At 61.8% G+C, this 17274-nt stretch carries 16 protein-coding genes; 10 read left to right on the top strand and 6 right to left on the bottom strand.

The features are described 5' to 3' along the window. Positions 1-54: 54 nt before the first annotated feature. From sstT to SELSP_RS08305, 6 genes are all read right to left on the bottom strand, one after another. Positions 55-1308, bottom strand: coding sequence for a serine/threonine transporter SstT (gene sstT, locus SELSP_RS08330; protein ID WP_013740922.1), 1254 nt, complete (start codon positions 1306-1308; stop codon positions 55-57). A 242-nt stretch (positions 1309-1550) separates the two neighbouring features. Continuing rightward, positions 1551-3194, bottom strand: a complete 1644-nt coding sequence (locus SELSP_RS08325; protein WP_006191381.1) for an ATP-binding cassette domain-containing protein — start codon at positions 3192-3194, stop codon at positions 1551-1553. Beyond that, complete coding sequence (cydD, locus tag SELSP_RS08320) at positions 3191-4834, bottom strand: thiol reductant ABC exporter subunit CydD (protein WP_006191382.1); 1644 nt, start codon at positions 4832-4834, stop codon at positions 3191-3193. Before cydD ends, SELSP_RS08325 begins: the two co-directional genes overlap by 4 nt. Before the next feature lie 7 nt (positions 4835-4841). Beyond that, positions 4842-5858: a cytochrome d ubiquinol oxidase subunit II gene (gene cydB, locus SELSP_RS08315; protein WP_006191383.1), complete on the bottom strand. Its 1017-nt coding sequence runs from the start codon at positions 5856-5858 to the stop codon at positions 4842-4844. Next, positions 5858-7222 (bottom strand): cytochrome ubiquinol oxidase subunit I, encoded by a 1365-nt coding sequence (locus SELSP_RS08310; protein ID WP_006191384.1) that lies wholly within the window; start codon positions 7220-7222, stop codon positions 5858-5860. Before SELSP_RS08310 ends, cydB begins: the two co-directional genes overlap by 1 nt. A 228-nt stretch (positions 7223-7450) precedes the next feature. Beyond that, positions 7451-9418 carry an HAD-IC family P-type ATPase gene (locus tag SELSP_RS08305; protein WP_013740921.1) on the bottom strand — a complete coding sequence of 656 codons (1968 nt, stop codon included), beginning with the start codon at positions 9416-9418 and terminating at the stop codon, positions 7451-7453. Between the two features lie 170 nt (positions 9419-9588). Here SELSP_RS08305 and ispE point away from each other — a divergent pair, with 170 nt between their 5' ends. The 10 genes from ispE to SELSP_RS08255 all read left to right on the top strand — a co-directional run bounded on the left by ispE (position 9589) and on the right by SELSP_RS08255 (position 17182). After that, positions 9589-10452, top strand: a complete 864-nt coding sequence (ispE, locus tag SELSP_RS08300; RefSeq protein WP_006191386.1) for a 4-(cytidine 5'-diphospho)-2-C-methyl-D-erythritol kinase — start codon at positions 9589-9591, stop codon at positions 10450-10452. 29 nt (positions 10453-10481) lie between these two features. Beyond that, positions 10482-11177 (top strand): GntR family transcriptional regulator, encoded by a 696-nt coding sequence (locus SELSP_RS08295; protein WP_006191387.1) that lies wholly within the window; start codon positions 10482-10484, stop codon positions 11175-11177. 104 nt (positions 11178-11281) lie between these two features. Next, positions 11282-12670, top strand: coding sequence for a bifunctional UDP-N-acetylglucosamine diphosphorylase/glucosamine-1-phosphate N-acetyltransferase GlmU (gene glmU / locus SELSP_RS08290; protein ID WP_013740919.1), 1389 nt, complete (start codon positions 11282-11284; stop codon positions 12668-12670). Next, positions 12667-13608, top strand: a complete 942-nt coding sequence (locus SELSP_RS08285; RefSeq protein WP_006191389.1) for a ribose-phosphate diphosphokinase — start codon at positions 12667-12669, stop codon at positions 13606-13608. Before glmU ends, SELSP_RS08285 begins: the two co-directional genes overlap by 4 nt. Before the next feature lie 11 nt (positions 13609-13619). Beyond that, positions 13620-14057: an acyl-CoA thioesterase gene (locus SELSP_RS08280; protein ID WP_013740918.1), complete on the top strand. Its 438-nt coding sequence runs from the start codon at positions 13620-13622 to the stop codon at positions 14055-14057. 34 nt (positions 14058-14091) lie between these two features. Beyond that, positions 14092-14634, top strand: coding sequence for a hypothetical protein (locus tag SELSP_RS08275; RefSeq protein ID WP_006191391.1), 543 nt, complete (start codon positions 14092-14094; stop codon positions 14632-14634). Positions 14635-14646: 12 nt separating this feature from the next. Further along, positions 14647-15303, top strand: a complete 657-nt coding sequence (locus SELSP_RS08270) for a coenzyme F420-0:L-glutamate ligase (RefSeq protein ID WP_006191392.1) — start codon at positions 14647-14649, stop codon at positions 15301-15303. A 63-nt stretch (positions 15304-15366) separates the two neighbouring features. Further along, positions 15367-16113, top strand: a complete 747-nt coding sequence (gene rph / locus SELSP_RS08265; RefSeq protein WP_006191393.1) for a ribonuclease PH — start codon at positions 15367-15369, stop codon at positions 16111-16113. After that, positions 16110-16700, top strand: coding sequence for an RdgB/HAM1 family non-canonical purine NTP pyrophosphatase (gene rdgB, locus SELSP_RS08260; RefSeq protein WP_006191394.1), 591 nt, complete (start codon positions 16110-16112; stop codon positions 16698-16700). Before rph ends, rdgB begins: the two co-directional genes overlap by 4 nt. Beyond that, positions 16697-17182, top strand: coding sequence for a metallophosphoesterase (locus SELSP_RS08255; RefSeq protein WP_006191395.1), 486 nt, complete (start codon positions 16697-16699; stop codon positions 17180-17182). The genes rdgB and SELSP_RS08255 overlap by 4 nt, the downstream gene beginning before the upstream one ends. Positions 17183-17274: the final 92 nt, after the last annotated feature.

Here is a 17274-nt window from a genome sequence, read left to right as displayed (position 1 = left end):
ATTCTTCGCATAAAAAAACCCATCTTGCGATGGGCTTTTTTGATCGTATGCCGCTCAGCCTTCGTGACGCGGTACGAGGTCGGCAGATTCGAGAGTGCCTTCCTTGGCGCGTTCGGCAAATTCGGCTGTGGCGGTGAAGAGGACGTCGCTGGAGCTGTTCAGAGCCGTTTCGCACGAGTCCTGCAGTACGCCGATGATGAAGCCGACGCCGACGACCTGCATGGCGACATCGTTGTGGATACCGAAGCTCGCGCAGGCGACGGGGATGAGGAGCAGCGAGCCTCCGGCAACGCCCGAGGCGCCGCAGGCGCCGACGGTCGAGATGACGCAGAGGAGAAGCGCCGTCGGCATGTCAACCTCGATGCCGAGCGTGTGTGCGGCGGCGAGCGAGAGGACGGCGATCGTGATGGCGGCGCCGCTCATATTGATCGTCGCGCCGAGCGGGATGGAGAGCGAATAGGTGTCCTCCGACAGTCCGAGGCGCTTGCACAGCGAGAGGTTCACGGGGATGTTCGCCGCAGAACTGCGCGTGAAGAAGGCGTAGATGCCGCTTTCCCGGAGCGTCGTCCAGACGAGAGGGAAGGGGTTGCGGCGGATGTGCAAGAAGACGATGAGCGGGTTCATGATGAGCGCGACGGAGAAGAACGCCGCGAGGAGAACGGCGAGGAGCTGCGCGTAGCCGATGAGCGCTTCGATGCCGCTTTCGCCGATGGCATTCGCGACGAGGCCGAAGATGCCGAAGGGAGCGAAGCGGATGACCCACTGCACGATTTTCGTCACAGCTTTGGCGAGGTCGGCGATCGTTTCCTTTGTCGAGTCGTTCGCTGAATGAAGTGCGACGCCCGCGAGCACAGCCCATGCGAGGATACCGATGTAGTTCGCCGTCACGATGGCGTGCAGCGGGTTGTCGACGACGCTCAGGATGAGGTTGTGCAGAACTTCGACGATGCCGCTCGGCGGAGACACCTCAGATGAGGCGACGGCGAGATGGAGCGTCGTCGGGAAGAGAAACGAGTAGCTGACGGCGACCATCGAGGCGAGGAAGGTGCTGATGATGTAGAGGCGCACGATGGGGCGCATGGAAGCGCTGGCGTCCGCGTTCTTCTGCGCCATGGCATTCATGACGAGTACGAAGACGAGAACGGGAGCGACGCCCTTGAGCGCCTTTACGAAGAGGTCGCCGAGGATGGAGATCGCAGGAACGACCTGCGGCAAGGCAACGGCGACGATGATGCCGAGGACGAGTCCGATGGCGATGAGCTTGATCAAGGCAGTTTCCTGATACTTTCTGCCGATGGAACTGAACAAAGAAATTCCTCCTTTAATAATTGTAAAGTACTTTGACAGTATAGTATAAAGCCAGAAAATATGCAAGTTTTTTCTGCCTTTGTGTATTTATACAGTGGACACGATGGCTTTCTGCATAATGAGACGAGAAAGCCCCCCAAGATGGCAGCTTGGGGGGCTTTCGTGTGCCTTGACGTTATCCACGTTTGCCACCCTTAGTGTAGCATACTCTCGTTGGTGTGCAAGTTGATTATCCGTACTCTTCAGAGCGAAATAACCTGTTTCATGCGGCTGAGGAGCGGCAGGTCGTGGGTGATGACGATCAGCGTGCCGCCCCTTTTGTCGAGGGTTTCGAGTACGGCGGCGATGAGTTTTGCGCCGCGTGCGGCGTCGAGGCCTGCCGTCGGCTCGTCGAGCAGCAGCAGGGGAGCGTCTGCGGCGAGCGCCAGCGCCGTTAAGAGACGGCTTCTCTGGCCGCCTGATAGGCGCGAGGCGTTTTCGCCGAGCGGTTCGTCGAGTCCTTGCGGCAGGGAGCGCACGACGTCGGCGAGCTGTGCCGTTTCGAGCGATTGCCACATCGTATCTTCCGTGATGCTTTCGTGCAGACGCAGGAAGTTGTCGCGCACCGACGCGCTGAAGAGATAGCTGCCCTGCAAGGAGACGCCGAAGAGGGAGCGCACTGCGTCCGCCGTCAGAGAAGTATGGGATACGCCGCTGTAGAAAATCGTGCCGCTGTCGACGTCCCAGAGGCGCAGGAGAAGGCTCGCGAGCGTCGTCTTGCCCGCGCCGCTCTCGCCGATGATCGCCGTGTGCTCGCCGCGTCGGATGCAGAAGGTGAGGTTTTCGAGGACGGGCAGTCCCGCTTGATAGGCGAAGCTGATGTTTCGTGCTTCCAAGAAGGGGACGGCGCTGTCGGCGGCGGGAAGCGCCGGCATGGGCGGCTTTCTTGTCGCCATTTCTTTCATTGGAGCTGCTTCCGGCTGCGTCTGGCCTTTCGAGGGCAGGATATTCTGTGCCGCTTGTCGGGCGGCCGAGGCGCCGAGAACGGCGGCGGGAAGAGCGCGGTATTCGGCGAGGGCGGCCTCAAGGGCGAGCGCCCAGACGGCATATTCGATGCCGCTGATCTCGCCGGCCTGCGCATGAGGCAGGAGGAGCAGCAGCAGCCCAACCCAGAGACTGACGCGCGAGGCGTCGAGCAGCGTGAACAGGCGCTCGCGCTTTTGGCGCTTTTCCGACTGCTTTTCCTGAAAGGTTTTGGCAGCGTCGTCGAGCATCTGCCGGGCATGGGGAAGTGCGCCCGCCTGATGAAGTTCGGTGCGCCCGTCGATGAGATCGAGGAGCGTGTCCCGATAGGCGGCGCTTTCCTCGCGCAGGCTTTCCTCCTTGAGCAAGAGGGGCAGGGCGAGGTGCAGCAGGTAAAGCGCCGCGACGAGGAGCGCTGCGAGTGTGGAAAGAGGCAGGAGCGCGACAGCGGTGAAGAACGCGACGAGTCCCGCGAGGAGCGGCGGCGGCACGGTGCGCAGGTAGAAGTTTCGCAGCGTCTCGCAGCCCGTCAGAAGGTCGTGCAGGAATTCGCCCTCGCGCATTGTGCCCTCCTTGAGCGGCAGCTTTTCTGCCGCTTGACGGTAGGTCAGAAGCTGCAGCTTTTCGTAGCAGGCGAAGGCGAGACGGTGCGAGAGAAGGCGGTCGAGGTAGCGGAAGACGGCGCGCGCGACGCCTGCGGCACGCACGCAGGTGATGCCGAGCGTCAGCGCCGAGAGAGGCGGCGCGAGTGCGGCGCTCGCGATGATCCACGCGGCGGCGCCGATGAGCGCGATACCCGAGAGGGCGGCGAAGAATGCCGCGAGAAGCGCGGGCAGTCCTTTGGCAGGAGAAGCGAGGCGCATGAGATGCAGGATTTCCGTCATTCGGCGTCACCTCCTATGTCGATGATATGATCGGCCCAAGCGATGAGCGCGGGACGATGCGAGGCGAGGATCAAGGTGCGGCGGCGAGAGAAATCGTCGAGGGCGGCGAGAACCGCCTTTTCCGTCTCCTCGTCGAGCCCTGCCGTGATTTCGTCGAGGATGACGAGGGGGCGAGCTTGGAAGAAGGCGCGCGCAAGGCCGAGACGTCTCCTCTCGCCGGCGGACAGCGGATGTCCGCCCGCGCCGAGCGGCGTGGCAAGCCCGTGGGGAAGTGCTGCCAGGAAGCCGCCGAGCGCCGCCTGCTCAAGGGCAGCGCTCAGGGCGCTTTTCGTCGCGCCATCCTGCCACAGGCTGATGTTTTCGGCGAGCGTCGCGTTGAATACATGCGTTTCCTGCGGCACATAGGTGATGAGCGCGCGGCGCGAGGCAGGCGAAAGATGCGCGAGGTCGTAAGACTTTCCGTCGCCTGCGCCGTCCTGCAGGACGATCGTTCCTTCGGTCGGCGTGAGAAGACCGGCGAGAAGATTGAGCAGGGTCGTCTTGCCCGCACCGCTCGCGCCGATGAGCGCGGTCTTCTTGCCCGCGCGAAAGTTGAGATCGAGTCCTTGGAGGACGGCTTCTTGCGTCAGCGGATAGCGATAGGAAAGTTTTTCGGCAAGGAGGCGCGGCGGCACGAGAATCTGATCGCTCCTGCCGTCTTCGCTGTCGAGGGGAGCGGCGAGCCACGGCTCAAGCGCCTTTGCTGCCGTGTGCGCGTCCATGGCGGCGTGAAAGGCGATGCCGCCTTCTCTGAGCGGCTGGTAGAAGAGCGGCGCGAGAATCAGCACGAAGAATGCCGTAGGAAAGCCGATCTGTCCGTCGATGAGCCTGAGGCCGATCGATACGGCAATCAGTGCGATCGAGAGCGTCGTGATGAGTTCGAGCGCGAAGGAGGAGACGAAGGCGAGGCGCAGGACGGCGAGCGATGCTTCGGAAAAGGAGCGGCTGCTTGCCCTTAGATGTGCACCTTCAGATTCCGTGCGGCGAAAGAGTTTCAAGGTCATCGCCGCGCGGATCATCTCGCCGAAGCCCGCGGTCAGAGCCTCCATCTTCGACCACTGGCGCTCGCTCGCGCGACGCGTCGCCTTGCCGATGAGCATGAGCAAGAAGGGCGCGATGGGGAGCGTCGCAAGAAAGAGCAATGCCGAGAGCGGATCGAAGACGGCGCTGACTGCGAGGATGAAGGGCACGAGCACGGCGAACGATATGGCCGTCGGAACGACGGTATGAAACCACGGCTCAAGTGCATCCACGCGTTCTAACGCCAGGGTCAGGACGCCGTGCGTATCGCGCCCCTCGGCAAGAAGCGCACGATGCAGCGTCTTGCGGCAGAAGAGGCGCATGTGCTCGGACAGACGGTCTTCCAGGCTGCTTTTGGGCAGACGCAGGAGAGCCGCGCCCAGGACGCACAAAAACAGCACCAGAAAATCTGATGCTGTTTCGTGCATTCCCGCGCCATGGAGGAAGACCTTGTTGACGACGGAAGCCGTCTGCCATGCCGCGGCGATGACGGAGACGCCCGAGAGCGCTTCGAGCAAGGCGCGGCAGAGGACGATATGCTTTTTTTCCTTGAGCGTGAGGAAGAGCAGACTGTTCTTCATGTGCTGCTCAATAGCCGTGGTGGTTGGCGTCGGCAGCCGTCACGCGCTTGCGGAAGATGTAGTACGTCCAGATCTGATAGCAGAGTATGATCGGGACGAGGCAGCCGGCAGCGATCGTCATGATCGACAGCGTGTAGGGCGTCGAGGACGCATTGTAGATCGTCAGGCTGTACTCGGGCGAAAGGCTCGACACCATGAGGCGCGGGAAGAGCCCGAGGAAGAAGGCGACGACCGTCAGGGCGACGGCGAGGCCGCTGCAGACGAAGCCCTTCGTCGAGGCCTTGTTGATCACATTCGCATAGGAAGCGAGGAAGACGACGGCGGCGAGGACGAGAGCGCCCGCAGCGAAGGGATTCGCGTAGAGGTCGGTATAGACGTAGGTGAGTCCCATGCAGAGGACGAAGAAGACGACGGCGAGAGCGCCGGCCTTTTTCGCCACGTCCTGCACGCGCATGATGAGGTGGCGGTCGGCGAGGCGCATCGTCAAAAATGCCGCGCCGTGGAAGGCGAAGACGAAGACGAAGGCGAGGCCGCCGACGATGGAATAGGGCGAGAGCAGACCGAAGAAGCCGCCCGTGTACGTCATGTTCGCGTCGATGGCAAGGCCTGCGATGAGGTCGGTCACGGCGACGCCCCAGAGGAAGGCGGGAACGACGCTGCCGAAGACGATGCACTTGTCCCAGCCGCTGCGCCAGACGGCGGAGTCCTTGTGACCGCGCAGTTCGAAGGCGACGCCGCGCAGGATGAGCGCGACGAGCATCAAGAAGAGCGCGAGGTAGAACGTGCTGAACATCGTCGCGTAAAGGTGCGGGAAGGCCGCGAAGCTCGCGCCGCCCGCCGTGATCATCCAGACTTCGTTGCCGTCCCATACGGGCAGGATCGTGCGCAGCGTGATGCGGCGCTCCTCGTCGGTCTTGCCGACGAAGGGCAGCAGCATGCCGACGCCGTAGTCGAAGCCCTCAAGGAAGAAGAAGCCCGTGAAGAGCACGACGATCAGGACAAACCATAAGATGTTCAAATCCATTATGCTGCACCCCTTTCCGGCGAAGGACTGGTCTTGATGAAGCGGATCGCAACGCCGAGGGCGAAGACGATGAGCACGAGATAGATGAGCGTGAAGCCGATGATCGTCAGCCATATATCCGTTGCAGTGAGGTTCGGGGAGACGGCGTCGACCGTCTTCTGCAGGCCGACGACGATCCAAGGCTGACGTCCCGATTCGGTCACGAACCAGCCGACGGAGTTGGCGATGAAGGGAAGCGGCAGACTGTAGAGCAGCACCTTGAGCATGCAGCGCTTGTCCGCGAGCTTGCCGCGCATCGCGAGGAGGAGCGCTGCGCCCGTGATGAGAATCATGAGGCCGCCCGCGCCGACCATGATGCGGAACGCCCAGAAGAGCGCCGTGACGTTCGGCACGTAGTTATCCGAGCCGTACATTTGGACGGCTTCTTCCTGCAGGTCGCGGATGCCCTTGATTTCGCCGGCAGGCTTATTGTAGACCATGAAGGAGAACATCGCAGGAATCGTGATCTCGAAGTCGTTCTGCATCTTGTCCTCGTTGATGATGGCGAAGGCGGCGAACGGTGCGGGATCTTCCGTCTCCCACAGAGCCTCCATGGCGGAGAGCTTCATGGGCTGGACTTCCTTCAGGTACTGGGCGTGCATGTGGCCGGCGCCCGCGACGCCAAGAAGGCCGATGAGCGTGAAGGCGAGGATGCCCTTCATGGCTTTCTGGAAGAGGTCGGCGGCAGGGCCTCCCTGCAGGATCTTATAGGCGGTGATCGCTGCGAGCAGGACGCCCGCCGTCGACATGCCCGCGAAGAACGTATGCGTGATCTCGCCGATGACGTAGTGATTCGAGAGGAGAGCGCCGAAGTCCGTCATGACGGCGCGGCCGCCTTCGATGGCATAGCCTGTCGGATGCTGCATGAAGGAGTTGGCGACGATGATCCAGAGCGCCGAGAGGTTGCCGCCGATGGCGACGAGCCACATCGTCACGCAGTGAAGTTTCGGTGACAATTTATCCCAGCCGAAGATCCAGATGCCGAGGAACGTCGACTCAAGGAAGAAGGCGGAGAGTGCCTCCAAGGCGAGCGGCGCACCGAAGATGTCGCCCATGAAGCGCGCGTACTCCGACCAGTTCATGCCGAAGTGGAACTCCTGTACGATGCCCGTGACGACACCCATGGCGAAGTTGATGAGGAAGACCGTGCTGAAGAATTGCAGCAGCTTGCGGCTTTCCTTCTTCCACTGCGCGTCCTTCGTGCGGACATGACAGGTTTCGAGAAGTGCCAGGAAGAATGTCAGCCCCAGCGTCAGCGGGACGAAGAGAAAATGATACGTCGAGGTGATGGCAAACTGCCATTGTGATAGGACAGCCGTGCTCATAGGATGATACCCCTTCCTTTCAGAAAATAATTATTTTTTATGTGTCCATTATAAAACAAGGGACAGCAAAAAACAAGGTATTAGTTTATCGGTGAATTTGAATCTTTGGATAAGGAAATCGCCGTAATTTTTAAGGGATTTTAGGCAAATTCAGCGTTTCCTTGAAATTGTTGAAGAAAGCCGCCCCCGCGAGGAGGCTGTGCTCGCATGTCTCGTGTTCCTTGAAGCTCAGTAGTCGAGCGTGTGCGGCGCGAATTTGAAGCTCTTGAGTCCGAGCGGGACGAGCGTCGCTGCGACGATGCCCGCGAGCATGGAGAGGACGGAGAGCAGCGGCAAAAAGCGCAGGTCGCCGAGGAAGAAGAGCGAGGCATGCAGCAGGACGGCCGCCAGGACGGCGGCGAGGAAGGCGAGAGTGAGCGCGAGGCGCACGGTGCGGACGGTCTTCCTTGAAAGAGTGATGAGCTGGGGAATGTGCGAGGGATCTCCTGAGGCGATGAGGATGTCGGGTGCGATCTCGCTCTCGCCCGTCTGCATGGCGAGCACGACGTCAGCCATCGAGGCTGCCTCCGCGTCCTCCTTTTTGGCGGCGAGCAGGGCGACAGAGTGACCGTGCGCCTGAAGCATCTGCACCTCCTTTGCCTTGTCGGCGGGCGCAAGATCGGCGCGGTAGACGGAGATGCCGGCATCCTTTGCCGTGCGCTTTGCCGCAGTGCGGCAGTCGCCCGTCATCATCACGGTCTGGACGCCCAGAGATTCCAGCAGGCGGATCGTGCGCGGCATGTCGCTTCGTGCCTCGTCGGAGAAGACGAGGAGACCCTTGGCGATCTTGCCCGTGGCGAGATAGATGACGATCTTGCCGCGCGAGGCGAATTGGTCGCCCTGCGTCAAGAGGGAATTGCTGATGGCAACGCCTTCTTCTTCGAGCCATTCGCGCTTGCCGAGGCGCACGGCTCTGCCGTTGATCAGCGCCTCGACGCCTTTGCCGGGGATGCTGCTCGTTGCCGAAACGCGCATGAGGCGAGCGCCCCGACTGACAGCGCTGGCGACGAGGACGCGTGCGAGCGGATGGGAGACGCCGTTTTCCGCGCTCGCGGCGAGTCCCAAGATCGCACTGTCGGAAAGCCCCTCGCCGACGATGGTCGCGAGGAACGGCCTGCCTTCGGTGATGCCGCCGCTCTTCGAGAGCGCGATGGCGCTGATGTGCTTGAGCGTGCCGAAGACGCCGGCGTTCTTCACGAGGATCTTCTGTGCGCGGCACTTTTTCAGCGCTTCAGGCAGGGTGAACGAGGAGGCGAAGAAGAGTGCGGCAGGGCAAGCGAAGAAGAGCACGGAGAAGAAGAAGATCGCCGTCTGCAGAAGATCGAGTCCCATGGCCTGCCAGAGGGCAGCATCGGCGATGGCGAGCAGCAGACCGAAGGCGAGAAAGCGCAGGGCGGCATTGTCCGTGACAGCGAGCAGCGGCGTGTGCTCGGGCGTCTTCGCCGCTTCCTCCTGCCTGGGCGCGTCGCTTGCGGCAGGCTCATCTTCCTCTGCGGGCAGCACCTCGCCTCGCGCACGCCTCGCTTCGAGTTCGGCGAGGCGGCGCTCCTCGGCGCGCAGCGCTTCGAGTTCGCGGTAGCGCGCCTCGGACTCCTTCTTTCGCCGTTCCTCCTCCTCGCGCCTTCGGCGCTCGGCTTCATGCTCCGCCATCATCTCCTCTGCGCCCGGCGGCACGACGCCCTCGTCCTCGTCGAGCGAGAGCTTCCGCGCGGCGAGGCGCACTTCGAGGTATTTGCCGCCGAGCGTGAAGGTCAGGAAGAGGCCGAGCGGCGTGAAGAGAAGCTGGTGAAAGAGCGCTTCTCCCGTCAGCATCATCTGCACCATGAGGAGGAGGCTCGCGATGACGGCGGAGATGGCGCTGACGGCGATGAGTGAATCGGCGCACGGCGATTTGAAGAGCAGGCGGACGCCGCGCACGAGGATGGATTTGCACGCGAGCAGCATGGCGAGCGCGAGGGAGAGCTCGATTCCTGCAAAGAGGAGCGGCGCCTCCTCGGGAGAGAGCGGTCCTAGGTCTATGCCAAATGTGGAGGCTGCGAGCAGTCCCGGCGAAAAGGCGAATGCCAGAAGCGTCAGGGGCAGGACGATGAGGAGGGAGGAGCGCACGTCCTTTTTGATGCGTTCCGTCTCCTCTGGTGCTGCAGACTTTTCATCCATAATAAAATTCCCTCTTTTCCAAGGTATAGTAAATATAGATATAGAATCTATTTTGTTTGATTCGCCCTTTTGCCGGTTAATTCCTACCAAAATTTTTTCTAAGACTTGCTGTAAAGAGAAAAAATTGATAGAATTTATGATGGTATATAGGGAAGGATGGTGCATTTCTTTTGCTGAAGCTTTTGGCGCGGGCGAAGATCAATCTGACGCTTGACATTCTGGGGAAACGTCCCGACGGCTATCACGAGGTGGCGATGGTCATGCAGTCCGTCGCGCTCGCGGATGAGGCCGAGCTGGAAAAGACGGCGCAGGGCATTTCTTTGGAGGTCGAAGGCGCGGCGCTCGCTGCGGACGAGAGCAATCTCGCGTGGCGTGCGGCGGCGCTCTTTTTGCGCCGTTTTCCGTCGGAGGGCGGCATAGCGATCCGCTTGAAAAAGACGATTCCGATGGCGGCGGGACTTGCGGGCGGTTCTGCGGACGCTGCTGCCGTGCTCCTCGGGATGAACGATCTTTTTAAGAAGGGGCTGAATGAGGCGGCGCTTGCGAAGCTTGCAGCCGAGATCGGCTCTGACGTGCCCTTTTGCCTTGCGGGCGGCACGCAGCTGGCGACGGGGCGCGGCGAGATTCTGCGCCGCCTTGCCGATCTGCCGCCCTTTCCCGTCGTGCTGGCGAAGCCGCCCGTCGACGTCTCGACCGCTTGGGCGTATGGGCGCTACGATGCGCAGAAGGCGGTGCGCCACCCGGATACGGAGAAGATGCTCGCCGCCATCGGTGCGGGAGACCGCTTGCGCATCTGCCGGGAGTTGTGCAATGTGCTCGAAAGTGTTACCATAGAGGAGCATGGGGAGATCCGTCGTCTGAAGGAAAGGATGCTGGAGCAGGGCGCACTCGCCGCCATGATGTCCGGCTCAGGGCCGACGGTCTTCGCGCTGATGGAAAGCGAGGGGGCGGCGCAGAATCTGGCGAAGAAACTGCGCGAAGAGACGGATGCCGCCGTCTTTTGCACAAAGACGCAGGGGGCGCAGATGTTCTGAAGCGCCATACCTGTGCGGGAGGAAAAACGATGGGACAGGAAATGAAGCTCGCGCCGATCCGCCTCGACAGCTACCAGCCTCTGCGCGAGGTCGTTGCCGAGGCTCTGCGCGATGCGATCAAGAGCGGTACGCTCGCGCCCGGGCAGCGGCTCATGGAAATCCAGCTCGCCGAAGAACTCGGCGTCAGCCGCACGCCCGTGCGCGAGGCGATCCGAAAGCTGGAGCTGGAAGGCTACGTCGTCATGATGCCGCGGCGCGGCACCTACGTCGCGAACCTTTCCATCCGCGACGTCAACGATGTCTTCGAGATTCGCACGGCGCTCGATTCGCTCGCCTGCGCCCTCGCGGCGGAGCGCATCACGGAGAGCGAGCTGGAAAGCCTGCAGCGTCTCCTCGTCGCCATCGGCGGACATATCGAGGCGGGCGACATGGAAAAGATCGTGGAAACGGACATGCGCTTTCACGACCTCCTCTATCAGGCGAGCCGCAACACGCGTCTCGTCGGCATCATCTCGAACCTGCGCGAGCAGCTCACGCGCTTTCGTTCCGCCTCGATGTCGTTTCCGGGTCGTCTCAAGGAGACGCTTGAGGAGCACCGGGAGATCGTCGATGCCATCGCCCAGGGCGACGTGCAGGGCGCGAAGCAGGCGGCAGAAGCCCATATGGAAAAGGCGGAGCGTACGCTTCTTCTGAGCATGGAGGCGGCGAAGAATGCCGGCATCTAAAAAGATGGCAGGAAAGGATGTGTTCAGAACTCTGCAGGGATCGGCTGCAAAGTTCCCTGAGAACGATGCTGAGGAAATGTCTTTGAGCAATGGAGGCTGAACGAATGGCAGATCTGACAACAGTCATATTGGCGGCGGGCAAGGGGACGCGCATGAAGTCGTCTTTGCCCAAGGTGCTGCACAAGGCGGGCGGCAAGGCGATGCTCGCCCATGTGCTCGCGGCCGCGAAGGAGGCGGGTGCCGTGCGCAATATCGTCGTCGTGGGATTCGGCGGCGAGACGGTGGAAAAGGCGCTTGCGGGCGAGGCGGATTTCGTCACGCAGGAAGAGCAGCTCGGCACGGGGCATGCCGTCCTGCAGGCGGAACCGTTGCTGCACGAGGAAAAGGGCACGGTTCTCGTGCTCTGCGGCGACACGCCGCTCCTGACGGGGAAGCTCCTCAAGAAGCTCGCGAAAGAACACGCGGCATCGGGCGCGAAGGCGACCGTTCTGACCGCCGTCATGCCCGATGCGACGGGATATGGCCGCATCATCCGCGCCGCAGACGGCACGGTGGAAAGAATCGTCGAGCACAAGGACGCGACGGAGGAGGAGCGCACCGTGCGCGAGGTCAATTCGGGCATCTATTGCTTTGAAGCGCCCGACCTTTTCGCCGCCTTGCACGAGGTCAAAAATGACAATGCGCAGGGCGAGTACTATCTGCCTGACGTGCTGGAAATCCTCCGAAAGAAGGGCGAGAAAATCTTCGCCGCCACGGCTGACGACTACGAGGAAACGCTCGGCGTCAACTCGCGTGCCCAGCTCGCCGCCTCGGAGAAGATCCTGCGCCGCCGCAAGAATGAGGCGCTGATGGCAGAGGGCGTGACGCTCATGGATCCCGATACGACCTATATCGACGTCGATGTCATCGTCGGCCGCGACACCGTGATCTATCCGGGCACGTGGCTTGAGGGCGCGACGGTCATCGGCGAGGGCTGCGAGATCGGCCCGAATTCGCGCTTTCAGGACGTGAAGGTCGGCGCCCATGTCACGGCGCATTTCTGCTATGCGCATGAATGCGAAATCGCCGACGGTGCGACGCTTGGCCCGTACGTTCATCTTCGCCCCGCGACGAAAATCGCCGCGCACGTCAAGATCGGCAATTTCGTCGAGGTCAAGAACTCCGTCGTCGGTGAGGGAACGAAGCTGCCGCATCTCTCGTATATCGGCGACTCCGACATCGGTGCGGGCGTCAACATGGGCTGCGGCACGATCACGGTCAATTACGACGGCAGGCGGAAGTTCCGAACGAAGGTCGGCGACGGCGCTTTCGTCGGCTGCAACTCGAACCTCGTCGCACCCGTCAGCGTCGGCGACGGCGCCTACATCGGCGCAGGGTCGACGATCACGAAGGACATCCCCGCAGGCGATCTCGCCATCGCGCGCGCCCACCAGAAGAATATCACGGGCTGGGCGGACAAGCGCAAAGAAGAAATGGAGGCTACTGGAAAATGACGAACCTTGACAACCTATGCATCATGACGGGCAACGCCAACCCCGAGCTCGCGAAGAAGATCGCATCGCACATCGGCGTGCCGCTTTGCGATGCATACGTCGGTCATTTCAACAACGGCGAGACGCAGGTGATGATCAGCGAGAGCATTCGCGGCAAGGACATCTTCATCATTCAACCGACCTCGCAGCCGGTCAATGACAATCTCATGGAACTCCTCATCATGACGGATGCCTGCAAGAGGGCTTCGGCGCACAGCATCACGGCCGTCGTGCCGTACTACGCCTACGCGCGCCAGGATCGCAAGACGCGCGGGCGCGAGCCGATCTCGGCGAAGCTCGTTGCGAACCTCATGGAGACGGCGGGCGTCTCGCGCGTCGTGACGGTCGACCTCCATGCGGGGCAGATCCAGGGCTTCTTCGACATCCCCGTCGACCACCTCGGCGCGGCGCCCGTCCTCGCTTCATATCTCAAGGATCGCAGCCTCGACAACGTCGTCGTCGTCTCGCCTGACCTCGGCGGCGTCACGCGCACGAGAAAGCTCGCCGATCGCCTGCACGCGCCGATCGCCATCATTGAGAAACGCCGCCCGGAGCCCGGCGTCGCAGAGGTCATGAACCTCATTGGCGACGTCGAGGGCAAGACGGCAATTCTCATCGACGACATCGTCGACACGGCAGGCTCTCTTTGCGAGGGGGCGAAGGCACTTGCAAACCTTGGTGCGAAAGAGGTCTACGCTGCGTGTTCGCATGCGGTTCTGACCGAGCCCGCCATCGAGCGCATCAACGCTTCGGTGCTCAAGCAGCTCATCGTGACGGATACGATCCCCTTGGGTGACAAGAAGTCGGACAAGATCGTCGTGCTCACGATGGCGGATGCCATCGGCGACGTGCTCATCAGCATACAGGAGCATCGTTCGGTCAGCCACCTGTTCCGCTGATGGAGAGCGTCATGGAGGTCAAGGCATACCATCGTGTGAATTTCTACGACACGGATGCCATGGGTGTCGTGCATCATGCGAACTACATCCGCTGGTTCGAGATCGGCAGGGTCGAGTTCCTGCGCGCGCTCGGCATCACGCTCGGAGATTTGATGGAAGCGGGCTACGTCTTTCCGCTGACCGACGTCAGTGCGAAATTCGTCGCCTCGGGAAAGTTTGATGATGAACTCGCCATCGTCACGCGCCCGACGGCGCTGACGAAGGTTAAGATGGCGTTCGACTATGAGGTGCGGCGCGCGGCGGACGACGCATTGCTCGTGCTCGGCCATACGCAGAACGTCTTCACGAGCCGAGAGACGGGACGCATCACGAAACTGCCTGCAGAGTTTTATGAAAAGCTTCATGCTGCGTTCTCGGAGGATGCGCCAATGGGCGCAGGAAATACCTGAACGTTTGCTGGGAAGCTTTGGGAGGTCTTGAAAGTTGTATATTGCAGTCGGTGTTGTTCTCGCCGCGATTTTCCTTTGCATCATCGCGGTGAAACTCTTCTTTGTCAAGGAGGGTACGGAAGAGGTCGTCGTGAAGCTTACGGAGCGCACGCCCCTCGAAGTAACGGCGCAGGATGAAAAAAGCGTGACGCTCGTCACGAAGCTGGAGTTTGCCAATGTCGGCAAGCAGGTCGGCACGATCATGGACGCCCTTGTGCGTCCGCTCGTGCCCTACGAGCAGTACGACGGACTTGAAGTGCGCGGCAGAGCCGAGCGGGAGGGCGCACCGCGCGAGGACGATTACTTCGAGGCGGTGCTCATCGAAGCGGGTAAAAGCATCTTCGTCAAGGCGTATGTGACGCTTACGGCGCGAAAGGGCAGGAGCATCAAGGAGGCGGCCGCGCACATGGTCGATTTCCCGGCGGAACTCATTTACCAGGAAACGGGCAGACGGCCGTGGCGTTATTCGAAAGTGACGATTCCCGTGCGTGCGGCGGAGGTCGCCGCGCTCGTCGGCGTGACGCCGGCGGACGATTGAGGAGGGGCGAACATGAAAGAGAACGTAGAGATTCTGCCCGTTCCCACGCGCATTCTGACGGACAGGGATGACATCATTGACTGCGTGGAGAAGTATACGCGCGGCAAGATCGGCAAGGACGACGTGATTTCTGTGGCGGAGAGCGTCGTCGCCATCACGCAGGGGCGCATCGTGCGCCCCGAGGATCTGAAGATTTCTCGCGTCGCGCAGTTCTGCTGCCGCTTCATCCCGGACATCGGCAGCCTCGCGAGCCCGCACGGCATGCAGTCCTTGATGAACGTCGAGGGCAAGTGGCGCGTCGCCGCCGCGCTCTTCGCGGGATTCTTGGGCAAGATCGTGGGAAAGAGCGGCCTTTTTTATAAATGGGGCGGCGAGCAGACGGCGCTCATCGACGATGTGACGGGCACGATGCCGCCTTTCGACAAGCATATCGTCTACGGGCCGCGCGACCCGGAGGACGTTGTCGCGCGGCTCAAAGAGAGGCTCGGCTGCTTCGGCGCTGTCATCGCCGACGTCAACGATCTCAAGCGCTCGCGCATCGTCGGCGTGACGGACGGCACGAAGGGCGATCTCGTCGCGAAGCTCCTCATCGACAACCCGTTCGGCAACGCTTCGCAGAAGACGCCGATCTGCATCATAAAGAACTTCCGGCAGTATCAGGAAGGCTGAGACTGAGTTGGGGCAGGGCTTGACGCCCTGCCCTTTTCAAGTGAGAGGAGAGGAACATGCGCTATGCAAAGAATACGCGGACGTGCCGCTGATGCGCTGCGTCCCTTGAAGATGATGCGCGGCTTCCAAAAGGGGCCGGCGGGTTCGGTGCTCATCGAGATGGGGCGCACGCGCGTCATCTGCGCTGCGTCCGTCGAAGATCGCGTGCCGTACTTTCTGCGCGGCACGGGCACGGGATGGATCAAGGCGGAGTACGCGCTCTTGCCGAGTGCGACTTCGACGCGCACGCCGCGCGAGGCCTGCCAAGGCCGCCAGTCGGGGCGCACGCAGGAGATCCAGCGGCTCATCGGCCGCTCGCTGCGCTCCGTCGTCGACCTTGCGGCGCTCGGCGAGCGCACGATCGCCTTGGACTGTGACGTCATCGAGGCGGACGGCGGCACGCGTACGGCGGCGATCACGGGCGCTTTCGTCGCGCTCGTAGAGGCATGTGCGAGCTTCTATGAGAAGGGCAAGACGTTTCCTGTCAAAGATTTCCTCGCGGCGGTCAGCGTTGGTCTCGCACAGGACGGCGAGCCGATCCTCGACCTTTGCTACGAGGAGGACAGCACGGCGCTCGTCGATATGAACGTCGTGATGACGGGCGCTTACGACTTCGTCGAGGTGCAGGGCACGGGCGAGGGGCGCCCCTTCTCGCGCAGGGAGATGGCGGATCTCCTCGCGCTGGCGGAAAAGGGCGTTGACGAATTGATTGCAAGACAAAAGGACGCGCTCGGCGGTGAGCTCGTCTGGAAAGTGGGGCGAATCGGATGAAGAAGATCGTAGTCGCTACGAAGAATGAAGGCAAGGTGAAGGAAATCCTTGCAGCTTTTCAAAAGCTCCCTGTGGAGCTTCTGACGCTCAAGGAGTTCGGCTCTTTGCCTGAGGCGGTCGAAGATGCAGACACCTTCGAGGGGAACGCGCGCATCAAGGCGCGCTTTTATGCAGAAAGGACGGGATGCGCGTGCCTCGCCGACGACTCGGGGCTTGAGGTCGAAGTTCTGGGCGGTGCGCCGGGCGTTCACTCGGCGCGTTATTCAGGGCGGCACGATGATGCGGCGAACAACGAGAAGCTCGTGGCAGAGCTTCAAAAGAGGGGTGCTGTCGAATCCGCCGCCGCCTTTCGCTGCGTGCTTGTCCTGCACGATGCGGACGGTACGGAACTTATCTCCGAAGGGACGTGCGTCGGGCGCGTGCGTCAAGAGTCTCGCGGTGCGGGCGGTTTCGGCTATGACCCGTACTTCTACCTCGCGAGCGGCAAGTCGCTGGCGGAACTGACGGTTTCTGAAAAGCAGGCGGTCAGCCATCGCGGCGCGGCGCTTCGCCTCATGGCGGCGCAGATGAAGGAGCGTCTCACATGAAGATTGGCATTATGAGCGACAGCCACGGCGACCGCCGTGCGATCGACCGCGCCGTGGAACGTGCGGGCAAGGTCGACCTCTGGCTTCATGCGGGAGACTGCGCTCCCGATGCGGCGTACCTCGCGCTCGTCTCGGCGGTGCGTGTGGAAAACGTCGCGGGCAACACGGACTGGCCCGACGGCAGGACGCCCGACGAGATCGTCGTCGAGGCGGCAGGGCATCGCATTTTCCTCACGCACGGTCACATCTACGGCGTGCGCTCGACGCTTGAAATGCTGGTGGCAGCGGCGAAGGAGGCGCAGGCGGACATCGCCGTCTACGGTCATACGCATGTGGCGCAGGAAGTTGCGGGAGATGTTCATGTCCTCAACCCCGGCAGCGTGGCGCGCCCGCGCGATGAGGCGCGGCCTTCCTTCATGCTCGCCGACCTTGAGGCGGGGAAGCCGCCGCAGGTCGAACTCATCCGTTTGGGAAGAGCTTGACGGCAGAAGGCTTGTCGGTAAGCGTGCGAAAGGAATATCGGGAGAGAGTTCCGTTCGCTTTTTCGCCGGTTTTCGACGTGCAAAAAAGCGAA

The organism is Selenomonas sputigena ATCC 35185 (assembly GCF_000208405.1).
Lineage (GTDB): Bacteria > Bacillota > Negativicutes > Selenomonadales > Selenomonadaceae > Selenomonas > Selenomonas sputigena.
The sequence above is the reverse complement of the archived record's forward strand: the minus strand, read 5'-3'. Positions and strand labels throughout refer to the sequence as shown.